The organism is Botrimarina hoheduenensis (genome assembly GCF_007859815.1).
GTDB lineage: Bacteria > Planctomycetota > Planctomycetia > Pirellulales > Lacipirellulaceae > Botrimarina > Botrimarina hoheduenensis.
In genome coordinates this window covers 642,027-661,717 of the sequence record NZ_SJPH01000002.1, presented here as the reverse complement: position 1 = coordinate 661,717, position 19,691 = coordinate 642,027, and the positions used below count along the sequence as shown (strand labels likewise).

Annotated in this window: 15 protein-coding genes; 7 read left to right on the top strand and 8 right to left on the bottom strand. The window is 63.6% G+C overall.

Annotated elements, in window-relative coordinates:
• Window positions 1-76 precede the first annotated feature (76 nt).
• The 5 genes from Pla111_RS06375 (at window position 77) to Pla111_RS06360 (ending at window position 4,304) form a co-directional block, all read left to right on the top strand.
• Complete coding sequence (locus Pla111_RS06375; protein ID WP_146572464.1) at window positions 77-1,204, top strand: DUF1207 domain-containing protein; 1,128 nt, start codon at window positions 77-79, stop codon at window positions 1,202-1,204.
• Window positions 1,205-1,303: 99 nt separating this feature from the next.
• The gene (gene tsaD / locus Pla111_RS06370; RefSeq protein WP_231930787.1) at window positions 1,304-2,356 is read left to right on the top strand and encodes a tRNA (adenosine(37)-N6)-threonylcarbamoyltransferase complex transferase subunit TsaD; all 1,053 of its coding nucleotides are present in this window, start codon (window positions 1,304-1,306) and stop codon (window positions 2,354-2,356) included.
• A 259-nt stretch (window positions 2,357-2,615) separates the two neighbouring features.
• A complete protein-coding gene (locus Pla111_RS17565) occupies window positions 2,616-2,750 on the top strand; it encodes a hypothetical protein (RefSeq protein ID WP_261342117.1) in 135 nt (44 codons plus the stop codon).
• 279 nt (window positions 2,751-3,029) lie between these two features.
• Window positions 3,030-3,980: a substrate-binding periplasmic protein gene (locus tag Pla111_RS06365; protein ID WP_146572460.1), complete on the top strand. Its 951-nt coding sequence runs from the start codon at window positions 3,030-3,032 to the stop codon at window positions 3,978-3,980.
• A 3-nt stretch (window positions 3,981-3,983) separates the two neighbouring features.
• Window positions 3,984-4,304, top strand: coding sequence for a hypothetical protein (locus Pla111_RS06360; protein WP_146572458.1), 321 nt, complete (start codon window positions 3,984-3,986; stop codon window positions 4,302-4,304).
• A gap of 104 nt (window positions 4,305-4,408) precedes the next feature.
• Here the strand turns inward: Pla111_RS06360 and Pla111_RS06355 are convergent, their stop codons facing one another.
• The 4 genes from Pla111_RS06355 to Pla111_RS06340 all read right to left on the bottom strand — a co-directional run bounded on the left by Pla111_RS06355 (window position 4,409) and on the right by Pla111_RS06340 (window position 9,750).
• The gene (locus tag Pla111_RS06355; RefSeq protein ID WP_146572457.1) at window positions 4,409-5,011 is read right to left on the bottom strand and encodes an REP-associated tyrosine transposase; all 603 of its coding nucleotides are present in this window, start codon (window positions 5,009-5,011) and stop codon (window positions 4,409-4,411) included.
• 332 nt (window positions 5,012-5,343) lie between these two features.
• Window positions 5,344-5,925, bottom strand: coding sequence for a hypothetical protein (locus Pla111_RS06350; protein WP_146572455.1), 582 nt, complete (start codon window positions 5,923-5,925; stop codon window positions 5,344-5,346).
• Between the two features lie 558 nt (window positions 5,926-6,483).
• Window positions 6,484-7,593, bottom strand: a complete 1,110-nt coding sequence (locus Pla111_RS06345) for a S1C family serine protease (RefSeq protein WP_197524809.1) — start codon at window positions 7,591-7,593, stop codon at window positions 6,484-6,486.
• A gap of 249 nt (window positions 7,594-7,842) precedes the next feature.
• Complete coding sequence (locus tag Pla111_RS06340) at window positions 7,843-9,750, bottom strand: SLC13 family permease (protein WP_146572451.1); 1,908 nt, start codon at window positions 9,748-9,750, stop codon at window positions 7,843-7,845.
• A gap of 453 nt (window positions 9,751-10,203) precedes the next feature.
• On the opposite strand from Pla111_RS06340, the gene Pla111_RS06335 reads away from it, so the two are divergent.
• Entirely contained in the window at window positions 10,204-14,400 is a 4,197-nt protein-coding gene (locus Pla111_RS06335) for a VWA domain-containing protein (protein ID WP_146572449.1), read from the top strand.
• Window positions 14,401-14,479: 79 nt separating this feature from the next.
• Here Pla111_RS06335 and rph read toward each other — a convergent pair whose 3' ends face one another.
• From rph to argB, 4 genes are all read right to left on the bottom strand, one after another.
• Complete coding sequence (gene rph, locus Pla111_RS06330; RefSeq protein ID WP_146572447.1) at window positions 14,480-15,220, bottom strand: ribonuclease PH; 741 nt, start codon at window positions 15,218-15,220, stop codon at window positions 14,480-14,482.
• A gap of 73 nt (window positions 15,221-15,293) precedes the next feature.
• The gene (gene argF / locus Pla111_RS06325; RefSeq protein ID WP_146572445.1) at window positions 15,294-16,229 is read right to left on the bottom strand and encodes an ornithine carbamoyltransferase; all 936 of its coding nucleotides are present in this window, start codon (window positions 16,227-16,229) and stop codon (window positions 15,294-15,296) included.
• Between the two features lie 132 nt (window positions 16,230-16,361).
• Window positions 16,362-17,573, bottom strand: coding sequence for an aspartate aminotransferase family protein (locus tag Pla111_RS06320; RefSeq protein ID WP_197524808.1), 1,212 nt, complete (start codon window positions 17,571-17,573; stop codon window positions 16,362-16,364).
• 130 nt (window positions 17,574-17,703) lie between these two features.
• Window positions 17,704-18,645: an acetylglutamate kinase gene (argB, locus tag Pla111_RS06315; protein WP_146572831.1), complete on the bottom strand. Its 942-nt coding sequence runs from the start codon at window positions 18,643-18,645 to the stop codon at window positions 17,704-17,706.
• Between the two features lie 255 nt (window positions 18,646-18,900).
• Here argB and Pla111_RS06310 point away from each other — a divergent pair, with 255 nt between their 5' ends.
• On the top strand, window positions 18,901-19,650 hold the full coding sequence (locus tag Pla111_RS06310) for a sugar phosphate nucleotidyltransferase (RefSeq protein ID WP_146572443.1): 750 nt from the start codon (window positions 18,901-18,903) through the stop codon (window positions 19,648-19,650).
• The last annotated feature ends 41 nt before the right edge of the window (window positions 19,651-19,691 follow it).

Genomic DNA, 19,691 nt, shown 5'->3' with positions numbered 1-19,691 from the left:
GTAGTCGATACGTTTCGCAATTCCGGTACTTTCGGTGGGACCGTTGCGTCGCCACGATCCGCCTCGCGAGCTTGCTGTGAAGCTAACCAATCACCGTGTTGCAAAACGCACCCCGCTTTTGGCGGGAATGTGGCGGCACGTCGCGGCGGTCGTTGGCCTGTTCTGCTTGATCGGCCTGACGGCTGGCGCTGCGGCCCAATCTGCAGCCGACCCGTTTCTTGTGGCGAGTCAAGCTTCGCTCACAACGGCATACAATGATCCGGCCGCCATCCGCCTGGCGAGCCTCGGGGCTCCGATCGGCGAGCCGGTTACGACCAGCGTGGTGGATTATCCGAGCTACTCGCCGACGCAAGCCGATCCGCTCGCCCTGAGTGGGTACGCGGGCGGCTACGCCGGTGGCTACAACACCGAGTACACGATGGGTACCGGGGGATGGCGGTGGGAGCTGATGCCCGACGGGCTGATCTATCGCTCGTATCAGGCTGGCCCGCGCGAATCACGCCTCGGGCTGCACACCATCCACACCGAGAACCCGATCAACCGCAGCGAATGGCTCTGGGACGCCACGCTCGGCGGTCGCAAAGGCGTGCTCCGCTTTGGTAACGGTGATCCGACCGATCCGCGCGGCTGGCAGCTCGACCTCGAAGGTGCCACGACCGTACGTTTGAACTTAGACGAAAACCGCGACGTTGATTCGAGCGACTTCCGCTTCGGCGTGCCGATCACTTACACGAGCGATGGCATCCTGAAGTACAAAGTGGGCTACTACCATGTGAGCTCTCACTTGGGCGACGAGTTGATCACCCGCACGGGCGTCAACTCGCGCATCAACTACGTCCGCGACGCGATCATCGCCGGCGTATCGTACAACGTGACCCCTTCGGTACGCTTGTACGGCGAAACCGCCTACGCCTTCTTTACCGCTGGCGGAGCCGAGCCCTGGGAGTTTCAGTTTGGAGCCGAGTGGTCTGCTCCCGGTCCGACCGATATCTACGGTACGCCGTTCCTCGCAACGAACGCGCACCTGCGTGAAGAAATCGACTTCGGTGGGGATTGGACCTTGCAGACCGGCTGGCTATGGCGCGGGGAAACGGGCAGCACGCTGCGGCTCGGGCTGCACTACATGAACGGCAAGAGCACCCAGTACCAGTTCTTCGACCGCAATGAAGAACAGGTCGGCATCGGCCTGTGGTGCGACTTCTGATCGCCCTCCGCCGAGGGCGATCGTCTGAAGACCTGGGTGTAGCCTCAGCTGGTGAGCAGGTAAGCTAGGCGGCCTTCCGCCTCGCCCGTGAGCCGCTCCGTGGTCCGTCTACTAACGCTCGAATCAACCTGTGACGAGACCGCCGCCGCGGTGGTCACGGATCAGTTTGAGGTGCTCGCCGCGGTCGTTGCTTCTCAGCATCAACTACACGAACGCTTCGGCGGTGTGGTGCCGGAGATCGCCTCGCGGGCGCATGTCGAACGGATCTTGCCGGTGATCGACGAAACGCTCCGGGCGGCAGGGCTAAGCCTCTCCGAACTCGACGCGATCGCCGTGGCGAATCAACCGGGACTCTCCGGATCGCTGCTGGTTGGGCTCTGCGCCGCCAAGGCGCTCGCCGTGGCGACGGGGCTCCCGCTGATCGCGGTGAATCATCTGCAAGCGCACGTGTACGCATGCCGGATCGCGGCGGGCCGCGACATTTTCCCGTGTGTAGGGCTGATCGTCAGCGGCGGGCACTCGAACCTGTACCGGTGCCTCGGCCCCACCGATTTCACGCCGATCGGCGGCACGATCGATGACGCCGCGGGCGAGGCGTTCGACAAGATCGGCAGCCTGCTGGGACTCCCTTTCCCCGGCGGGCCGGCTGTGGCGGCGGCGGCGGAGCGGGGCGACCCCGCGCGGTTCCGCTTCCCCCGCCCGCTGCGCGATGATCCCGAGCGGATCGCGTTCAGCTTCAGCGGCCTGAAGACGGCGGTGCGTTATCAACTGTGCGCTCTGACGGGCGTCTCGCCGAATGAGCCGCCGCCGGTCGATCGGCTGAGCCCCCAGGATCGCGACGACATCGCCGCCGGATTCCAAGAGGCGGTCGTCGATTGCCTCATCGCCAAGGCGCAGCTCGCGCTCGAGCGCTCAGCGTACAAAACGCTCTGCGTCGGCGGCGGCGTGGCCGCCAACGCACGGCTGCGTGAACGACTGGAACAGATGGCGCGCGACCGCGAGTACGAACTGCACATCCCCCCGCCATCGCTGTGCACCGACAACGCGGTGATGGGCGCGATCGCCCTGGAGCGCTACCGCGCCGGCAAGTTCGCCTCGCTCGACCTCGATATCTATCCGGGGCTAGAGCGCGTCGCTAGCGGTGTGAGGTGAGCCGGCGACTGCCAGTTCCGCGTGCGTCATCCTCGTCGCATTAACAGAAGTCGTCGCGTCCGACGCGCCGAAGCGGTTCGCCCAAGTCCGGTCGTACAATACAACCTCAACAGGTTTGCCGGTCGCGTCTGGCTGCACAGGAGGGGCACACATTTGTACTTAGCGACGACCAGAACAGCCGCGCAGAAGCGATAGGTGGTGGACGGCTTTGGGCATCGACAAATCCGCTGAGGTGACGGGCACCGACGCGCATTAGTCTATGCAGAAACTCGCCGCGGTTGAGGCACCCGATCGTCCGACATGGGCTTACGAGCTGAACGAGGTGAGTTCCTCCGACCTCCACTGGAGGAAGCCTGCCGAGGACTCGGGGTGTCCCACCTGGAGCACGTCGTGACCATCCGATTCAACAGGCGGCGGATGGTCTCTGCGGATTACACTGTCCTGAATCGCGGCGGACGCGGTGTCCGGAGTCCAGCCGACGGGCTGCGCCACCGGCCTCGATGAGCGCTAGGCAGGGTCGGCCTATCACGCAAAAACAGGGATGCCATAGAAGCAAGCCACTGATACAATTGAACTTATGACAACCTACTGCCTGCGCGTTAGGCCGCAAATGTGAGGCCTACAGGTAATAGGCAGAAACTTCCTATAACCAAGTTGGGCCCAAGAGAGCGTGATGGAAATTGTTATTGGAGTGACTGGTCTTCTAATCGCGATAGCCTCGGCTGTTTTTGCATGGCCAGCCTTTGAAGACTACTTGGAAAAGAGGCGTGAAAAGCAACAACCTTCGGCGGGTCGCTTGTTGAACGCCGTCAAGACTCGTGGCGAACTCCGAATTGGTCTCTTTGAATATCCTCCCTTGGCGAGTTATCGAGCCGAAGGAGTCATTTTGCTCCCCGAGGGATACTATATCGAATTATTGAACCAACTATGTTCTATTCATAGAATCAAACCAGTCCTTGTTCCAACTGCCTTGTCAGATTCGATCACTTCACTTAAGGCAGGAACCATTGATGTGTTTGCTTGCATTTTCAAGACCCCGAAGCGTTGCGAGTCTTTGGATTTTGCTGCACTTTTGCATTTCATTTCAGTAACTGGAGTTTGCCGCGATGGCTACTCGAAAGTCAATGTTCACAATGATCTGCAGCGCAATGACGTTCGCATTGTTGTTTGCAAAGGGGAGATAGGCCACGAACTGCTAATTGACGATTTTGGTATCCCAAAGCACGACAAAAGGGTCACCGTAATTGACGCAACAGACATTGCGGATGCGATCGCATTGGTCGAAACAAATCGTGCGGACATCGGTATTGCCGATTCCCTTTCCATTACACGCTTTCTAAGCGAAAGTCACGAAAGCAAGTTCCGCCATTTGTTTGTTGATGAACCACTGTACGTTGCCAGTTGCGGATACGCGATCCGGAAAGGTGAGCACGAGTTTCGCGAATGGCTGGACTCGGAATTGCGCGCGTTGGCGAAGACTGTAGAAAATCAACAACACGAGAAAATCGCGCTGCAAGGTTACGATCGGGTCGTTAGAACAGTATTCAAGGCCCAACAATCGCATGCACTGGAGCCGGCGAAAGGGCCGGTTTCAAATGGCGAATCATCACCGCCGGCCCAGTGATGCGTGGCGTTATGTGACTTCGTAATCGTGGATCGAGCGACACTGCATCGGATACTCTCGATCGGCCACGACACGAGCATGCGTGGCGAGGGGATCAGTCTTCGTGATGCGCTGGAGCAAACCCATTATCGCGATCATCGGCCGTATTTCTGTGCTGCCGAATTGATTCCGCTTATTGAGGCCGACCCAGATCTCATCACCCAATGGGCTATGTACAGCGAAGACAAGCGGACAAGCGGCGGATTTGCTCTTGATGGTATGTCGCCGCAAGCAGTGGCGGACTACGTTGTTCGAGAACTCGATTTCTGGGCGTCACAAGAATAGTCGCCTAACCAGCGGCTGCAATTGACCGGCTGCGCCAGGTGCCACTGCTGGCTTTGTCCAGCAGTGCGAAGCGGGTACCGGTCTACCTCCCCAATCTAGGCGACTCAACCCGAGAAGTCTCCCCGTCCCGGCCAGCAATCGGCCGGTAGCGGCGTCAGCCGCGGCAAGTCGGGTTCCTCAAGCCGGGCGTCCGTAGCGTACCACCGGACGCTCGACCACTTCCAATCGGTCGCCGACGCCACCAGCCCGCGTCGGACCGGGTTCGCGTGCACATAGTCGATCGCGGCCGCGAGCGCTCGCTGACTTCTCAAGTTCCGGTCGTAGCCCGGACCTTCCTGCCAAAATCGAAAGGCATCGACCCCCGGTCGCTGCCGAACCGTGAGCTGCTCGACCAGGGGATTCTTCTCGGCCGCCAGACACCGCTTTATTCGGAAGGAGAACGGCCGCTTGATCGAGAAGAGGAGCCGTGACACCCTCGCTGTGGGCGTCACCGGGAACACCAGCAAGTGAACGTGCTCGGGCATGAACACAAAGGCCGCAAGTCGCCAGCCGTTCCTGTCCGTCGCTGCGTCGAGAGATTGCGCCAAGAGTCGGAGACGGCCGTCGTGCTCAAGCAGCGGGAGCCGGCGGTAGCACGAGAAGGTTAACTCATGTGGCTCGGGGGTCGCGTCAAAGTGCCGGACACGCTTGCGATGAGGAGGGGGCATACTTGGCAGAGTAACTGCCGTCTAGGAGCGATGCGAATCTTCTGGCTTGCCGCTTCGGCGTGGTCGGCTGGTACCCGCTTCGCACTGCTGGGCAAAGCCAGCAGTGGCACCCATGATTTGCTGTTCCGAGTCGCAGCGGCTGGACCAACCTCAGCGGCTTCGGTAGCGGCCACAAGCACGGCGGTCGAGCACCACGGCGACACCCTCGCCGGGGACGGTCGAGGCGATTCGCTTGAAGCCTTCGATGCCGCATCCGGCACGCGCTCAATGACACGGGGCCTGGGAAGCATCTTCCCAGGCCCCGTGCGGTTTAAAATTAGCTCGCAGCTGGCTCAGCGCAGCTGGCAGCTCGGGCAGTACGGCTGCGGCGACGGTGTGGTGGGCATCACGAAGCCACCGGTCGACGGCGAGAACTGAGTGGGGGCCGAGTAGGCCGGCGTCGTGACGCCGGTCTCCCCTGAGCCGGAAGCCGTAACCACCGGCTTGGCAACCGTGTAGCGGCCCACGCCTGCGCGTTGGCCGTCTTGATGCTCACGCAAAGCGAGCGCCCAGGTGTCACGCGAGATCGTGCCCGACATCCGCTTCAGGATGACCGAACCGGTCTTGTCGATGATCGCTACGTGCGGGAACGAGGTCACATGAAAAACCTGGGCAACCTGCTTGCCATACGCGGTCGATGCGTCAACGTGGCACAGCTCGAAGCTGTCCAGCGGAAAGGCTCCGCTGGCGGGGCTCAGCAATTCCGCGTCGAGGCTCTCCCCCTCCACGCCCGGTCGATCGATCACTACCACCAATGGCTTAGCGGCCTCACGGGTCTCCGCCAGTGCAACGCCGTAGTCGGCTTGCCAGCCGGTCGTGGCACCAGCGTTCGGGAGCGCAGCGATCAATGCAATCGTTAGCTGACTCAACAACATGCCTTCATCTCCTCGGAAGCGTACGGCGCGGGGATCTCCCGAACGGTCGGCTCGCCGGCAAGCACGGCGGGCGATCGGCGACGGACGCGGGGAGCCTCACTCGATTCTTTTGCCCGGTAGGAACTCGGCTGCGCTGTGCGGCCGGTGGGGGCGTTCTGCTCACAGGGAGTGAGAAAGCGATCGGAGCGAGGCGGGACTTCCTATCGGTGGGGCCGGTGGGGCCGTGATGACGCCAAGCCATCACGGATCGAAAGGCTCTTCGTGATCTCAGATGCGATCACGAGCGATCGACACTACCCGGACGTCCGCCTGTCACAAGGGGCTAGCCAAGCTCCCGCTGCGGATTGCGTGGACTTTGCTAACGGCCTACGCCCTCGCCAGAGGCACGGGCAAAACGCCGTAAGTAGATAATTTACAAGTGTTTAGCAACATCCTCACGAACCGCTATGAACGCTCGAAGCCCGCTTCGGGGCCCGAAAAAATTCGGGAAGACGCAACTCGGCTCGGTGGTAGGGCGGCGAGACTGGGCAGATTGGCGAGAGGGTTGACAAACCACCGCTACGCCGCACCCAAGACGACCGGCACATCGAGCCGCTGCCCCTCGCGGACCACGGTAAAGATCACTCGCTGTCCGGGTCGGTAGCTATCCATCAGCGTGACAAAGTCTTCGTGATTCGCGACGGGCTTGGTGTCGATCGCGACAATCAGGTCGGCATGATCCCGATCCAGCCGGGTTCGTTGAACAATAAACGGCCCCTGGCGTCCGGTCTCGATGACTTCAACAAAGGGCCGTAGGCCGGCGTTTTCGGCGGGGCCCCCTTTCGCCAGCTTGGCGATCTGGAGGCCGCGCGGGGTTTCGTTCAGCAGGACAATCCCGTGATAGGCGCGGATAACACGTCCGTGTTCGAGCAGCTCCGGAAGAAAACGGCGGATGCGGTTCATAGGGATCGCGAACCCCACGCCCGCGTTCTGGCCGGTGGCGCTAACAATCGCCACGCACATGCCGACCATCTCGCCCGAGCTATTGAGCAGCGGCCCCCCCGAGTTGCCCGGGTTCATGGCGGCGTCCGTCTGAACCATGCCGGTCATGGCCCGCCCGCCCCGACGACTCGGCACGGTGCGGTTGAGGCTGGAAATCATGCCCGTGGTCAGCGTGCCCTCAAGGCCGAACGGATTGCCCAATACGTAGGCCTTTTGGCCCACGCGCAGGTTGTCGGAACGCCCCAGCTTGACGGGATTCAGGACCTCAGGATCGGCCTCGATCTTGAGCACCGCCATGTCGTATTCCTTGTCAGAACCGATCACGCGGGCGTTGAAGGCCGCTCCGCTGGCCAGGGTTATCTGAACCTGGTCGGCACCGTCGATCACGTGCTGGTTAGTGAGGATATGCCCCTCTTTGTCCAGAATGGCTCCCGAGCCCGATCCCGACCCCTCGATCGGCATGCCCATAAAGTCGTACTGAACGGTACTCGTCGCGATATTCACCACGCTCTGATTCACGGTGTCGTAGACACGGATGTTGGCCAGTTCCTCGGGCGTGAGCCGCGGATCACTGGACGCGACCACCCCCTCGGTCCTGACCACGTCATCAGCCTGGGTCACGAGCGCGCGCTGCGCTGGGGCTCGCAGACCCAGCGCGAGGCCCAGAAGCACTACGCCAGCGCCCACCACGAAGGGGCGTTTTAATATCGGGGCGAGACGGGATTGGTTTGAAAGGGACATACAAATCCGTAGACGGAAAAATGAGTACTTTATTCTGATTGGCGACGTGCCACCGGCAGGCCCCCCGCCGACTCGGCGCGGCGAAGCTCCGTCGGCCTGCCAGGCGGAAGGTGCCGATGCCCGGTCCTAGGCGAGATACGCTACCGACCCCGGCAGCGTTCGCCAACGCCACGCACCGCAAGCGACACCGGGGGGTCAGAATCCCCAAATCATGCCGATCAAGGTGATCGCCACCGTCGCAAGGATCAGGGTCATCGGTCCACCCACTCGCAGATAATCACGCGGTTGGTATCCGCCCGGGCCCATCACCATGAGGTTGGTTTGGTACCCGATCGGCGTCGCGAAGCTGAGCGAAGCGGCGATCGCCACCGCTATGATAAAGGGCCGCGGCGACAGCTGCCCCGCCACGGCTACGCTCACCGAGAGCGGGATCATGATGGTCGCCACCGCGACATTCGTGATCGCCTCGGTCATCAACATCGAGAGCAGATAGATCGCGGCGAGCAATACCCATGGAGCCGTCGCGGGCGAGATGGGCAGCGCTTGGACCCCCGCCACCACCCCCTCGGCCAGCCAGGTTGCGGCACCGCTTGCCTGTAACGAAGCCCCCAGGCCCATTGCGCCAGCAATCGTGATCAGCACTTGCAGATCGATCGCGTTGCGAGCCTGACTGGTCGTGAGACAACGGGCACCAACCATCGCGATCACGACCGCGATCGCCGCCACCGGGCCGCTCGCTGACATCATCCAGGCGGGGGGCTCATCAAGCAGCTTGGCCAGCGAGGTGATAACCAACCAAGCAATCAGTACCAGAAACAGGCCCCCCGCCAGCAACGCACGGTCGTGCCTCCGAGCCGAGGAGTTGCCCACCTGGCTCACCAAGAAGAAGTCACGATTGTTGCGGTGTGCATCAACAAAACTGCTGCGGGTTTGCACCAGGAGGGTGTCGCCGGCTTCCAGGCGGATCTCACCGATCTTTTCGCTGAGCCGAGCACCGCTGCGGTGTACCGCCACAATCGCCGCATTGTAGCGCTGGCGGAAATTGGCTTCTCGTACGGTTCGTCCGATGAGGGGCGAGGTCCGTGAAAGAACCGCCTCGGCCAGCACCCGCTGGGTGCGGGCGGCCGGTTGAAACTCGTAGGTTAGATCCGCCGCCGGAACGAGCCCCGGGATCCGTTCGAGGTCGGCGATCGTGGTCACGACGCCGGTGAACACCATCCGGTCGTGCGACACGATCAGGTCCGTAGGTTCGACCGGCGTGATGACCTCGTCGCCCCGATCAATCTCGACCAGAAACAGCCCGGGCAGGCGGCGCAAACCCGCCTCCTCAATCGATTTGCCGATCAACGGGCAACTGGGTTGGACCATCATCTCGACGAGGTATTCGCGGCGACGATCACCGAAATCGCTCAGCAGGTCGCGCCGGTCGGGCAGCAGCCGCGGGGCGACGAGCATCAGGTAGGCTCCGCCGATCGCCGCCAGCGGCAGCCCCACCGCCGTGATCTCAAACAGGCCAATCTCGCGCACATCGGCCGCTTGCTCAGGCATCGCCTGCGCAAGCTGCGTGAGCTGGGCGTTGCAAACCAGGAGGGTGCTCGTCCCGATGACGGTGATCACCCCGCCGAGGATCGTCAGATAGCTCAGCGGTATCAGCAACCGCGAGGGAGAAACCCCCCGGCTACGGCACCAGTCGATCACCACCGGAGCGAGCATCGCTACCAGTGGCGTGTTAAGCACAAAGGCTGACACCGGGGGGACAAGGAGCAGGCGGAACAGGGCTTCGCGCTCGGTCTTGGCATTTCCGAGCAGCCGCGCTCCGACCCAATCGAGGGCTCCCGTTGTGCGGAGACCCGCTGCCGCGGCGAAAAGCGCGGCAATCAACAGCACTGGCGCGCTCGCAAACCCCGCGTAGGCCTCAGCAAAGCTCACCACTCCGGCGAGTGCTAGGAGCGTAACGCCCGCCAGCACCAAGAGATCGACCGGGGCGTTCCGCCGGGTCATGACCACCACGAAGACGAGCGTGACGGTCAAGATCGAGAGGCCCCCCGCTAGGGAAAGCGGTTCCCCGGTCGCCAGCAAGGGCAGCTCTGGTGCTGAGAGCAAGAGGGAGCAGATGGGGGGCGAGATGATCAAGTGATGGGCGGGGGAACAGAGATTGCGGAATCATCGGCGGCACACCGCACGAATTGTTGACTAGCGAGACCCTCGGCAACCCCGCCGGTGGTTAAGAGTGATCCAAGCCCTCCAGACCGGACAACCGGCCTCACAAACACCCCAAGCCCCCGAAACTCTCCGCAGGGCCGGCGGCCGCCCCGCGTAATCGTCGCGCTGGATTGTCGAATAGCCCTTATAGCCCGAGCTAATTGCCGCTTCACAGGTCGCAAAATGCCATAATCCGGTGGAAGGCGTTCCCAGAGACAGATAAGATAGAAGCTCTCGGTTAAATACGCAGCCTGAAACAGGTTGCGCCCACCATGATTCCCGGTTGATCCCTCCCCTCGACCCCCAGGCATGTGCCCGGATCGAAGGGGGCTCGCCTCGCGGAGCCCGTAGAAGATGACCTTCTCGCGTCGTGCGTTGTTTGGCGTTGTTGCGCTTGTTGCGTCGATAACGATCCCGTCGGTCTTTGCCGATGAGCAATTGTCGGTGTACCTCCATGAGGACGCGCTAGGAACGCGGCGGTTCGCCGCGAGCCTGGGCCCGATCCCCGAGCAGGCCTCAACCACGCCGCTTGAGCTAGTGGTTTTGGTGGATACGTCGGCCAGCCAGACAGGGCTCTATCGCGAGACCGCGCTAGCCGCGGTCGAGGCGCTCGTTGGTGCCGTTGAACCGGGCAGCCAGGTTCGCCTCATGGCGGTCGACCTGGATGCCCGTCCGCTGCACGAAGGTGCCTTTGAACCCGGCAGTGCCGGAGCCAGCGAAGCGCTAGCGAGCCTACGCGAAGTTGCCCCCTTGGGCACGACCGACCTGAACGCTGCCCTTTCCGCTGCGATCGACACCCTTCGCTTGGCTCCCGCTGGGACCTCGCGAGCGGTCGTCTATGTGGGCGACGGTCTGAGCACAACGGGTCAGCAGATCGACGCCGCACTGGCCGATGTGCTGCGGACGCTTCGCACCGAACGGATCGCCGTTTCTTCGTACGCGATCGGACCCCGCCGCGACGCGGCGCTGCTGGCCGCCATCGCCAACCAAACCGGCGGTAACTTGTACGCCGACGCCCCCATGGAACTGGCCGGTGACGACCTGACCGTCGACCGTGCCACGCAAGAGAATGTCAGCCGCGGCGCCCGCGTTGGCCGCACCCTCGCCGCCTGGGCTCAGGCCACGGTCGCGTGGCCTGCTTCGATCACCGGCGGCGACTCAGTCACCCGACTGTACCCCGACTCGCCGCTGCCGCTGCGATCGGACCGCGACACCGTGTTGCTGGGCGAACTCGCGGATAACGCCACTTCGGTGTCGCTGACCGTCTCGGAAGGAGACTCCTCGAACGTCTGGACCGCCGCGGTCCCCCCCTCGGACGACGTGCATGCCTACCTCGTGGACTTGGTGGACAACTCCGCCCGCGACGGGGGTCGCTCGCTCACCACGCTCGGCACAGCGGGCCTTGAGGAGACCGGTCGGACACTGCTCAGCGGCATCGACAACCTCGCGGAACTTGCCGAACGGGCCGTCTCGATCGGCGATCAGGAATCGGCTCAACGGATCTCGCAGGCGGTGCTTCGTCGCGATCCTGGAAACCCGCGTGCCCAAACCGTCCAAGCCCTGATCGAACGCGGCGCAGCCGCGCCCGATGGGATCCGCACGGCGCAGCTCGAATTCGCTGAGCCCATCGAACCGGGCGACGCGCTGATCATGACCCAAGAACCCACCCCCGCCCTGACCGACGGGGCCATGGTGCCGGAAGACGGTTTCTTGCCCGGCGAGGGACAAATCATCGACGGCGTCATCGTTAACCCGAACGATCTCGATTCGGGCTATGTCGATCAAGGTTTCTATCCGCCGTCGGAAGTGGTCGTCGACGGCCGTTTCCTCAGCTCGGTCGAGCGTAACCGTCGCGTGTTCGCGCAGCTGATTGAGAAAGAGGTGCAGAACGCGATCGCCGACGCTCGCGCGGAGATGTCAGAAGACCCGGCAGCCGCCACGCAACGCCTGAAGCTGACGCTCCAGAGCGTGAATCAAGCTCCCGAGCTGATCGCCGCGGTGCGGGCCGGACTGGTTGATCGCCTCCAGTCGGCGTTGCGGGAAGCCTCGCGTGCAGCGGCCATCAAGGACGACGTGGACCGCGAGCGTCAGGCCGCCCTGGCGGCCACCCGCGAGCGCCGTCTGCTGCTCGATCGTCTGGAACTGCGCCGCGAGCGTGAAAAGCAGCTGATCGAGCGTTTCAACGCCCTTGTCGATGAGGAACGCTTCGACGAGGCCGCAAAGGTGGCCCTCGAGGCCGAGAAGATCGATCCGGAAGGGGTCGCCCCGCGCGTTGCCCGGGTCTGGGGTCAGCTCAAGCGCTACCATGAATTCAATCAAGACTTGCGTCGCCAGCGCGACGCCGCCTTTCTCGCCACCATGGGCGAGGTCGAGAAATCGTTCGTCCCCTTCCCGGACGATCCTGCGATCGTCTACCCGGATCCCGAGGTGTGGAGCGATCTCACCGAACGCCGCCGCAAGTACGCGTCGGTTGACCTAGCGGGCGAAAGCGATTCCGAGCAGAAGATCAACGCCGAGCTGAAGAAGCCGCTCCGCTCGAGTCTCGACTTTCAGGATACCGCCCTCGAAGAGATCATCACGTTCATCCGTGAAGAGTACGAGATCGAGATCCAGCTCGACGAACCCGGCCTGGACGACGCCGGCATCGGCCCGGACGAGCCGGTCAGTGTCAACCTGCGCAACATCTCGCTCCGCTCGGCGCTGCGGCTCATGCTGAAGCCGTTGGAGCTGACCTACATCGTCTCGGACGAAGTGCTGCTGATCACGAGCGAGCAGCAAGCCCTTGAGCGGCTGAGCGTGAAGGTCTATCCGGTTGCTGACCTCGTGCTGCCGATCGTCACGCCTCAGGTCACGGGCCTGGGCGGCGGTGGCGGCGGCGGTGGCGGCGGCCTGGGTGGCGGTGGCGGTGGTGGTGGCCTGGGCGGCGGCGGTGGCGGCCTGGGTGGCGGTGGTGGCGGCGGCGGCTTCGGCGGCGGTGGCGGCGGGCAGTTTGCCGTGCCCGACACCGGCTCGACGGCTCCGCAATCTGAAACACAACTCGAACCCCTTTTCCTGGGCTCGAGCTTCACGGAGAAAAATTCGGCCGCCAAGACGAGCGCACCTGCCAGCAACCTTGAGCGGACCACTGCCAAGCAGCCCGAAGCCGGCGACATTAGCGATTCGGACAGCCCGGCGGAATCGGACGCTGCCGAAGCAGCCGACCAAGCGCGCGAACAGGCTCGGGAGCTGATGTCCCAAAAGCGCTACGAAGAAGTCAGCGAGCTGATCCTCGCTTCGATCCGGGCGGGTAAGCCGCAGCCCTGGATGTACGAGTCGCTTGCGATCGCGCTGGAATTGTCCGGTAAAAACTCTACCGATGTCGAGCGGGCGCTGATGTCGGCCGTCGATTTCGCGACCAGCAACGAGCAGCTTCTCGCGATCGCCCGCTATCTGGTTGGTGCCGGTCACGACACGCGCGCCGTTGAGGTCTGCCGCCTCGCGATCGCCAACGACCCTACCTTTACCGAGGCCCTGGGCCTCGCGCTGCGAGCGGCACGGCGTGCCGATAAGCTGCCGGACCTCGAATGGGTCGCGCTGGAGATCGTTTCCCGCTCCTGGCCACTCGAACAAGCGACCATCGAACAAACCGCACATGGCATCGCCGACACGCTGGCGGAGCGCTATCACTCAGCGGGCGATACGGCGGGTGCCGAGCGTGTCACGGCTCAACTGCTGGAAGCCACACGACGTGACTGTGTGGTGACCGCCACCTGGGCAGGCGAAGCCGACCTCGATCTTGCTGTTCAAGAGCCGGGCGGAGCCATCTGCTGGGTTGGCGAACCGATGACCGCCGGTGGCGGTGTCTCACTCGCCGACGAAGGGAATCTCGACGCCGAAGACGCCGAACACACCGAGAGCTACGTCTGTTCAAGGGGCTTCCCCGGCAAGTACCGCGTCTCGGTTCGACGCGCGTGGGGCGAAGTGGCGGCCGACACCGCGACGATCTCCGTGACGCTCGCCAGCGGCACGCCGAACGAGGAAACCATCACACGCCAAGTCAAGCTTGGCGAAGCGGGCGAAGCAATCGTCGAGTTCGAGATGGCCAGCGGACGCCGCGATGAAGCGGTCGAGACGCAGCAGATCGCTGGTGCGATCCGTCGCCAGCAGGCGATCGGCCAGGCCGCGCTGGCGCAGCAACTCAGCTCACTCTCGGGAGACGGGCCGGTTTCGCTCCGTCCCGACGAGATCCGGCGACGCCGGCTAGCGCTTGCTCGCCAGGGTGCCGGCGTTGGCTTCCAGCCGGTGATCACCACCCTGCCAGACGGCACCAACTTTCAGGCGACCGCGGTTGTCTCGGCTGACCGACGCTACGTGCGAGTGACGGCGGTGCCGTTCTTCTCGGGTATCGCGGGCGTCGAAACGTTCCAGTTCGTCGGCAGCGGTACCGCGGGTGGCAACAACGGTGGTGCCGGCGGCGGTGCCGCCGGTGGCGGCTTAGGTGGTGGCGGTGGTGGCTTAGGTGGTGGCGGCGGAGCGGGAGGATTTGGTGGAGGTTTCGGAGCGGGCTCGTAAACCGCTCAGAAACTCATCCCCATCCCCAAGAGAAGTTGGGGGCAGCGCAATCACCGAGCCCCCGCGTCTGGCTCGCAACCTAAAGCGGCCAGTCCGGGCCGAGACATTCGCGTTGCGTTTGGGTAATGCATTGGATGCCCGCCGAACCGGCCGCGATCATGCCGCTGAGTTGCTCCGTACTGAACGTCGCCCCCTCGGCGGAGCCTTGGACCTCGATGAATTGGCCTGAACCGGTCATGACCAGGTTCATGTCCACGTCGGCTTGCGAGTCTTCCACGTAGTCGAGGTCGGCGACGACGCTCCCGGCGACGACGCCCACACTGACCGCGGCAATGCTGTCCGTCAGCGGGGTGCGGCCCGGCGCAAAGAGGGGATTCCCCTCCGGATCGGTCAGCGAAGCAATCGCATCGACCAGCGCCACCCATCCCCCGGTGATGCTCGCGGTGCGCGTACCACCGTCGGCCTGCAACACGTCGCAATCGACCGTGATCAGCCTTTCGCCCAGCTTGTGCATGTCGACCCCGGCACGGAGCGAGCGCCCGATCAGGCGCTGGATCTCCGTCGATCGGCCGTCGGGCTTGCCTTTTTCTCGTGGCTTGCGCGGCGAGGTGCTGCCGGGCAGCATGCTGTACTCGGCGGTAACCCAACCCTTGCCCCGCCCGGCGAGCCAGGGGGGCACGTCCGACGAGACGCTCGCGGTACACAGCACCGTCGTCGCGCCGGCTCGGATCAATACCCGACCCGGTGCCGCACCAAGGTAGTTGCGTTCGATCGAGAGTGGGCGGGGCTGATCATCGGCGCGGCCGTCGTGACGTGGCATGGGGGGGGTGCCGTATTACCAGAGGTGATGAGAGTTGTGCGCCGGGCGACGAAAAGGCATGGCAACCGGAAATCTAGCGCGCCGCCGAATCGTTGGCGTGGGCACCGAGCAGCCAAACCAAAATACCCTTTTGCACGTGCATGCGATTGCCCGCCTGCGGCACGACGACGCTCTGCGGGCCATCGATCACCTTAGCCGTGACTTCTTCACCGCGGCGGGCGGGTAGGCAGTGCATGAAGATGCTTTCCGGGGGGGCGATCGCCATCAGCTTTTCGTTGACCTGGTACGCGGCAAAGTCGCTCTCGCGCTGCGCTTGCTCAGCTTCTTGACCCATGCTGGCCCAGACGTCGGTGTAGATGGCGTGGGCCCCCTCGACCGCGGCGGCCGGATCGTCGGTCTGTTCGAGTCGGGCCCCCGGGTGGTCTTTGCGCAGCCGGGCCAGCAGCGCTGGATCGAGTTCGTATCCCTTGGGGCTCGCAAGCGTCATCGCCACGCCGGTCTTAGCGCAGCCGATCGCCAAGCTGTGAGCCACGTTATTCCCATCGCCAACCCAAGCGAACTTCGCCCCGTCGAGCGTGCCACGGTGTTCACGCAGCGTGAACAGGTCCGCCAGCGCTTGGCACGGATGTGAGAGGTCGGTCAAACCGTTGATGACCGAGCAGGTTGCGTGCTCGGCGACCTTGGTGACGGTCTCGTGCTTCTTGCTGCGGATGACGATCACGTCAACCATCGCGCTGAGGACGCGGCTAAACTCCTCGATGCCTTCGCGTTTACCAAAGCCCGTGTCTTCTCCCAACCGCATGCATCCCCCGCCAAGATGGGTCATGCACGCCTCAAAGCTAACGCGCGTGCGGAGCGACTGCTTCTCGAAGAGCAGCGCCATGACTCGGCCCGGCAGGAGCGGCTCGCGGATGCCGCGCTGAAACTTATCCTTCAGGTCTTCGCTGATCGCGAAGATCGTCTCGATGTCCTTGCCGGAGAGGTCTTCCAGTGTCACGAGGTGCCGCATGGGGCCCCCCCTTGGTCGGTCGTTAGTACAAAGAGACTTGGTGCAGTCGGAAATAGCGGGCACGCCCTGCTGTGCATAACGGCGAGGCGAAACGGCGGGGCATTAAGCGGCGGGGCATTAAGCGGCGGGGCATTAAGCGGCGGGTTCGTGCTCCCGCAGTACGCTGGAGAGAATCTCACAGCCCTCGTCCAGTTCGGCGTCGGTCAGATTGATCGCGGGCAAGAGGCGGATGACGGTTCGCTGGGTGCAGTTGATCAACAGGCCGCGCTGCATGCAGGCGGCAACGATCGGTGCTCCTTCGGTGAGTAACTCCAGGCCGATCATCACGCCCGCTCCGCGCACTTCGTGTACGAAGGGCAGTTCATCCACCAGCGGCTGCAGCCGCTCGCGGAACCGCTTTTCGATCTGTACGGCACGCGGCAGCAGTTGCTCGCGTTCGATCGTTTCGATCGTGGCGATCCCGGCGCGCGCGGCAATCGGATTCCCACCAAAAGTGGCGGCGTGCATCCCCGGGCGGAGGCTCGGGGCGATCTCGGCGGTGGTGAGCATGGCTCCGCCGGCGATCCCGCCGCAAAGACTCTTGGCGAGAGTGATGATGTCGGGCGTGACGCCAAACTTCTGGTAAGCAAACCACTCGCCGGTCCGGCCGCAGCCGGCCTGCACTTCGTCAAAGACCAACAGCAGGCCGTGCTCGTCGGCCAGCTCGCGCAGCCCTTCGAGGAAACCCTCGGGCGGCAGCCGCACGCCGCCCTCACCCTGGATCGGCTCGACCATGATGCCCGCGGTCTGCTCGTCGATCAGATCGCGCGTGGCCTGAAGGTCACCAAACGGAGCGTACGCAAAGCCGGGCACGAGCGGCCCGAGACCTTCATGGTATTTGGGCTGCGCCGTGGCGGTTGTCGAGCCGAGCGTGCGGCCGTGAAAGCCGCCGCTGAAGGTGATGATCTTGTAACGCTGCTCGGGCGTGTGCAGACGCACGAGCTTGATCGCGGCCTCGTTGGCCTCGGTGCCCGAATTGCAGAAGAATGCCTTGCCGCCGAACGATCGCTCGCTGAGCAACTGGGCCCACCGACCTTGCGACTCCATGTACCAACTGTTGGGCACATGGATCAGCGTGGCGACCTGCTCCTGGACGGCTTGCACCACCGCCGGCGGGCAGTGACCCAGCAGGTTGCATCCCCAGCCCGGAAAGAAATCCAAATAACGCCGGCCTTGATCGTCCCACACCCACGAGCCCTCGCCTTTGACGAGCGCCACCGGGTATCTGCCGTAATTGGGCACCACGTAGTGGTCAAAGAGCTCCGTCGTGGCCGGAGACATAGATGTCGGCATGGTCGCGGTCATTCGATGAGCTCTACTGAGGACGGTACGCCACGGACAGGGTGAATCGTAACCTGAGGGGGGCCGCTGCCGAGTTCCGCGGCGGCGGCTCGCCCGAAAATCAGCCGATCCAAACGCTCGGCAGTGGTTTGTTCTAGCCGCGCCCCGCCGACGGACTCGCGGGCGATCCGACAGGTTCGGGGACAATCTGCGTGCCAACTCCCTCGTTGGTGTAGATCTCCAGCAGCAGCGAGTGGCGTAATCGGCCATCAATGATGTGGATCTTGCCCACGCCTTTGTCGAGCGTTTCGAGGCAGGCTTCGACCTTCGGGATCATGCCCGAACCCACGACACCGCTCGCGATCAGTTCCTGCGATTGGCTCGCGGTGAGCGACTTGATCAGGGTGCTGGGATCGTCCTTGTCGCGGAGCACACCCGCCACATCGGACAGAAAAATGAGCTTGTCCGCGCCGATTGCCTGCGCGACCGCCATCGCGGCGGTGTCCGCATTAACGTTCAAGAGCTGGGGGGCCGAGCCATCGGTGGGTTCGGTAAAGCATAAGCTGGGGATCACCGGGACCTGTCCGGCGTAACACAGGTTGTCGATCGTGTTGTGCTCGACCCGGGTTACGGCTCCGACGTGCCCCAGATCCAACGGGTCGCCGTTGGGGTTGGGCAGCTTGATCGGCTCACCGAACAGCACGTTGTTGTCCGTGTCACCCCAAGAGTTCAGCGGCATCGCACGGCCGCCGTAGTCCTCGATCCGCTCGGCGATCAGCTGATTGACTTCTCCCGCTAGCACGCGGTGAACAATCTCGAGCGTCGCGTCGTCCGTGAAGCGGCGTCCCTGGACGAAGCGAGGCTCGATCCCGGCCGCGTCCATTGCTTTGTTGATCGCTTTGCCGCCGCCGTGAACGATCACGGGCCGCATGCCGACGGTCTCCATAAAGACCACGTCGATCAGCAGATGCCGCAGCGCTTCCTCGTCTTCTAAGAGGCTGCCGCCGAGCTTCACCACGGTCACACTATCGCGGAACCGGCGGATCCAGCCAAGGGCCTCGATGAGAACGTCCGCTTTCGCGATCGCTTCTTTCACGGGGGGAAACGGGTCCAACAGAGCGTGCGGTGGCTGAGAGGAACGCGATCGTACAAACGCCCCCGATGGCAACCCGAGCCGAGTTGCCCCACCCAACGGTGCTGACGGGGCCAGATAGCCAGTCTATCCGGCCCCCCCCGGCCGGGCCAGGGCATTGCGGGCGGTGGCCCGGTCATTGCGGGCGGTGGAAGGTCCGGCGGGAACTTGCCATGATACCGCCTCAGCCACACGCCCTCGCCCCTCTGCTGACCCCCGATGCCCAACGCAATCGCTGTCGTCCTTGCCGCCGGCAAGGGCACCCGGATGAAATCCGATCTGCCCAAGGTGCTGGTCCCGGCCTGTGGCCGACCGATGATCCGCTACGTTATTGACGCCCTGCGAGCCGCGGGCGTGAGCCGGGTGCTCGTCGTGGTGGGCTACAAGGCGGACCTGGTGCGCGCAGAACTGGCCGGCGAACCCGATCTCGAATTTGTCGAGCAGACCGAGCAGCTGGGTACCGGCCACGCCGTGATGGTGTGTCGCGATCAGCTCACCGGGCACAACGGTCCGGTGGTGATCGTTACGGGAGACTCGCCCCTGCTCCAGGTGAAAAGCCTCCGCACGCTGCTCGACGAGTTCGCCGCGACTCAGCCCGCCTGCCTGCTGGGCACCGCCCACCGCGAGGACCCTACCGGCCTGGGCCGTATCGTCCGCGACAACCAGGGGAAGTTTCTCGGCATCGTCGAGCAGAAGGACGCCACCGAAACCCAGCGCCAGATCACCGAGGTCAACATGAGCACCTATCTGTTCGCCGGCCCCAAGCTTCTCGAAGCGCTCGAGGCCCTCACGACTGAAAACGCTCAGCAAGAGTATTACATCACGGATTGTCCGGGCATTTTGCTCGACCGCGGTGACGACGTCCGCGCACTCGCCGCGTTGCAGCCCTGCGAAGCGTTGAGCGTAAACACCACCGAGGACCTCCTCGCTGTCGAGGCCGAGATGCGGCAACAGGCCGGCTCGTCGTAGTCGTCACGCGCCCCCGCCCCCCTCACACCCGACGACAAAGT

Bases quoted from the DNA above. Each gene is read 5' to 3' on its own strand.
- Pla111_RS17565 (WP_261342117.1), top strand. From the start codon at position 2,616: ATGCAGAAACTCGCCGCGGTTGAGGCACCCGATCGTCCGACATGGGCT.
- Pla111_RS06365 (WP_146572460.1), top strand. From the start codon at position 3,030: ATGGAAATTGTTATTGGAGTGACTGGTCTTCTAATCGCGATAGCCTCG.
- Pla111_RS06355 (WP_146572457.1), bottom strand. From the start codon at position 5,011: ATGCCCCCTCCTCATCGCAAGCGTGTCCGGCACTTTGACGCGACCCCC.
- Pla111_RS06350 (WP_146572455.1), bottom strand. From the start codon at position 5,925: ATGTTGTTGAGTCAGCTAACGATTGCATTGATCGCTGCGCTCCCGAAC.
- Pla111_RS06335 (WP_146572449.1), top strand. From the start codon at position 10,204: ATGACCTTCTCGCGTCGTGCGTTGTTTGGCGTTGTTGCGCTTGTTGCG.
- rph (WP_146572447.1), bottom strand. From the start codon at position 15,220: ATGCCACGTCACGACGGCCGCGCCGATGATCAGCCCCGCCCACTCTCG.
- argF (WP_146572445.1), bottom strand. From the start codon at position 16,229: ATGCGGCACCTCGTGACACTGGAAGACCTCTCCGGCAAGGACATCGAG.
- Pla111_RS06320 (WP_197524808.1), bottom strand. From the start codon at position 17,573: ATGACCGCGACCATGCCGACATCTATGTCTCCGGCCACGACGGAGCTC.
- Pla111_RS06310 (WP_146572443.1), top strand. From the start codon at position 18,901: ATGCCCAACGCAATCGCTGTCGTCCTTGCCGCCGGCAAGGGCACCCGG.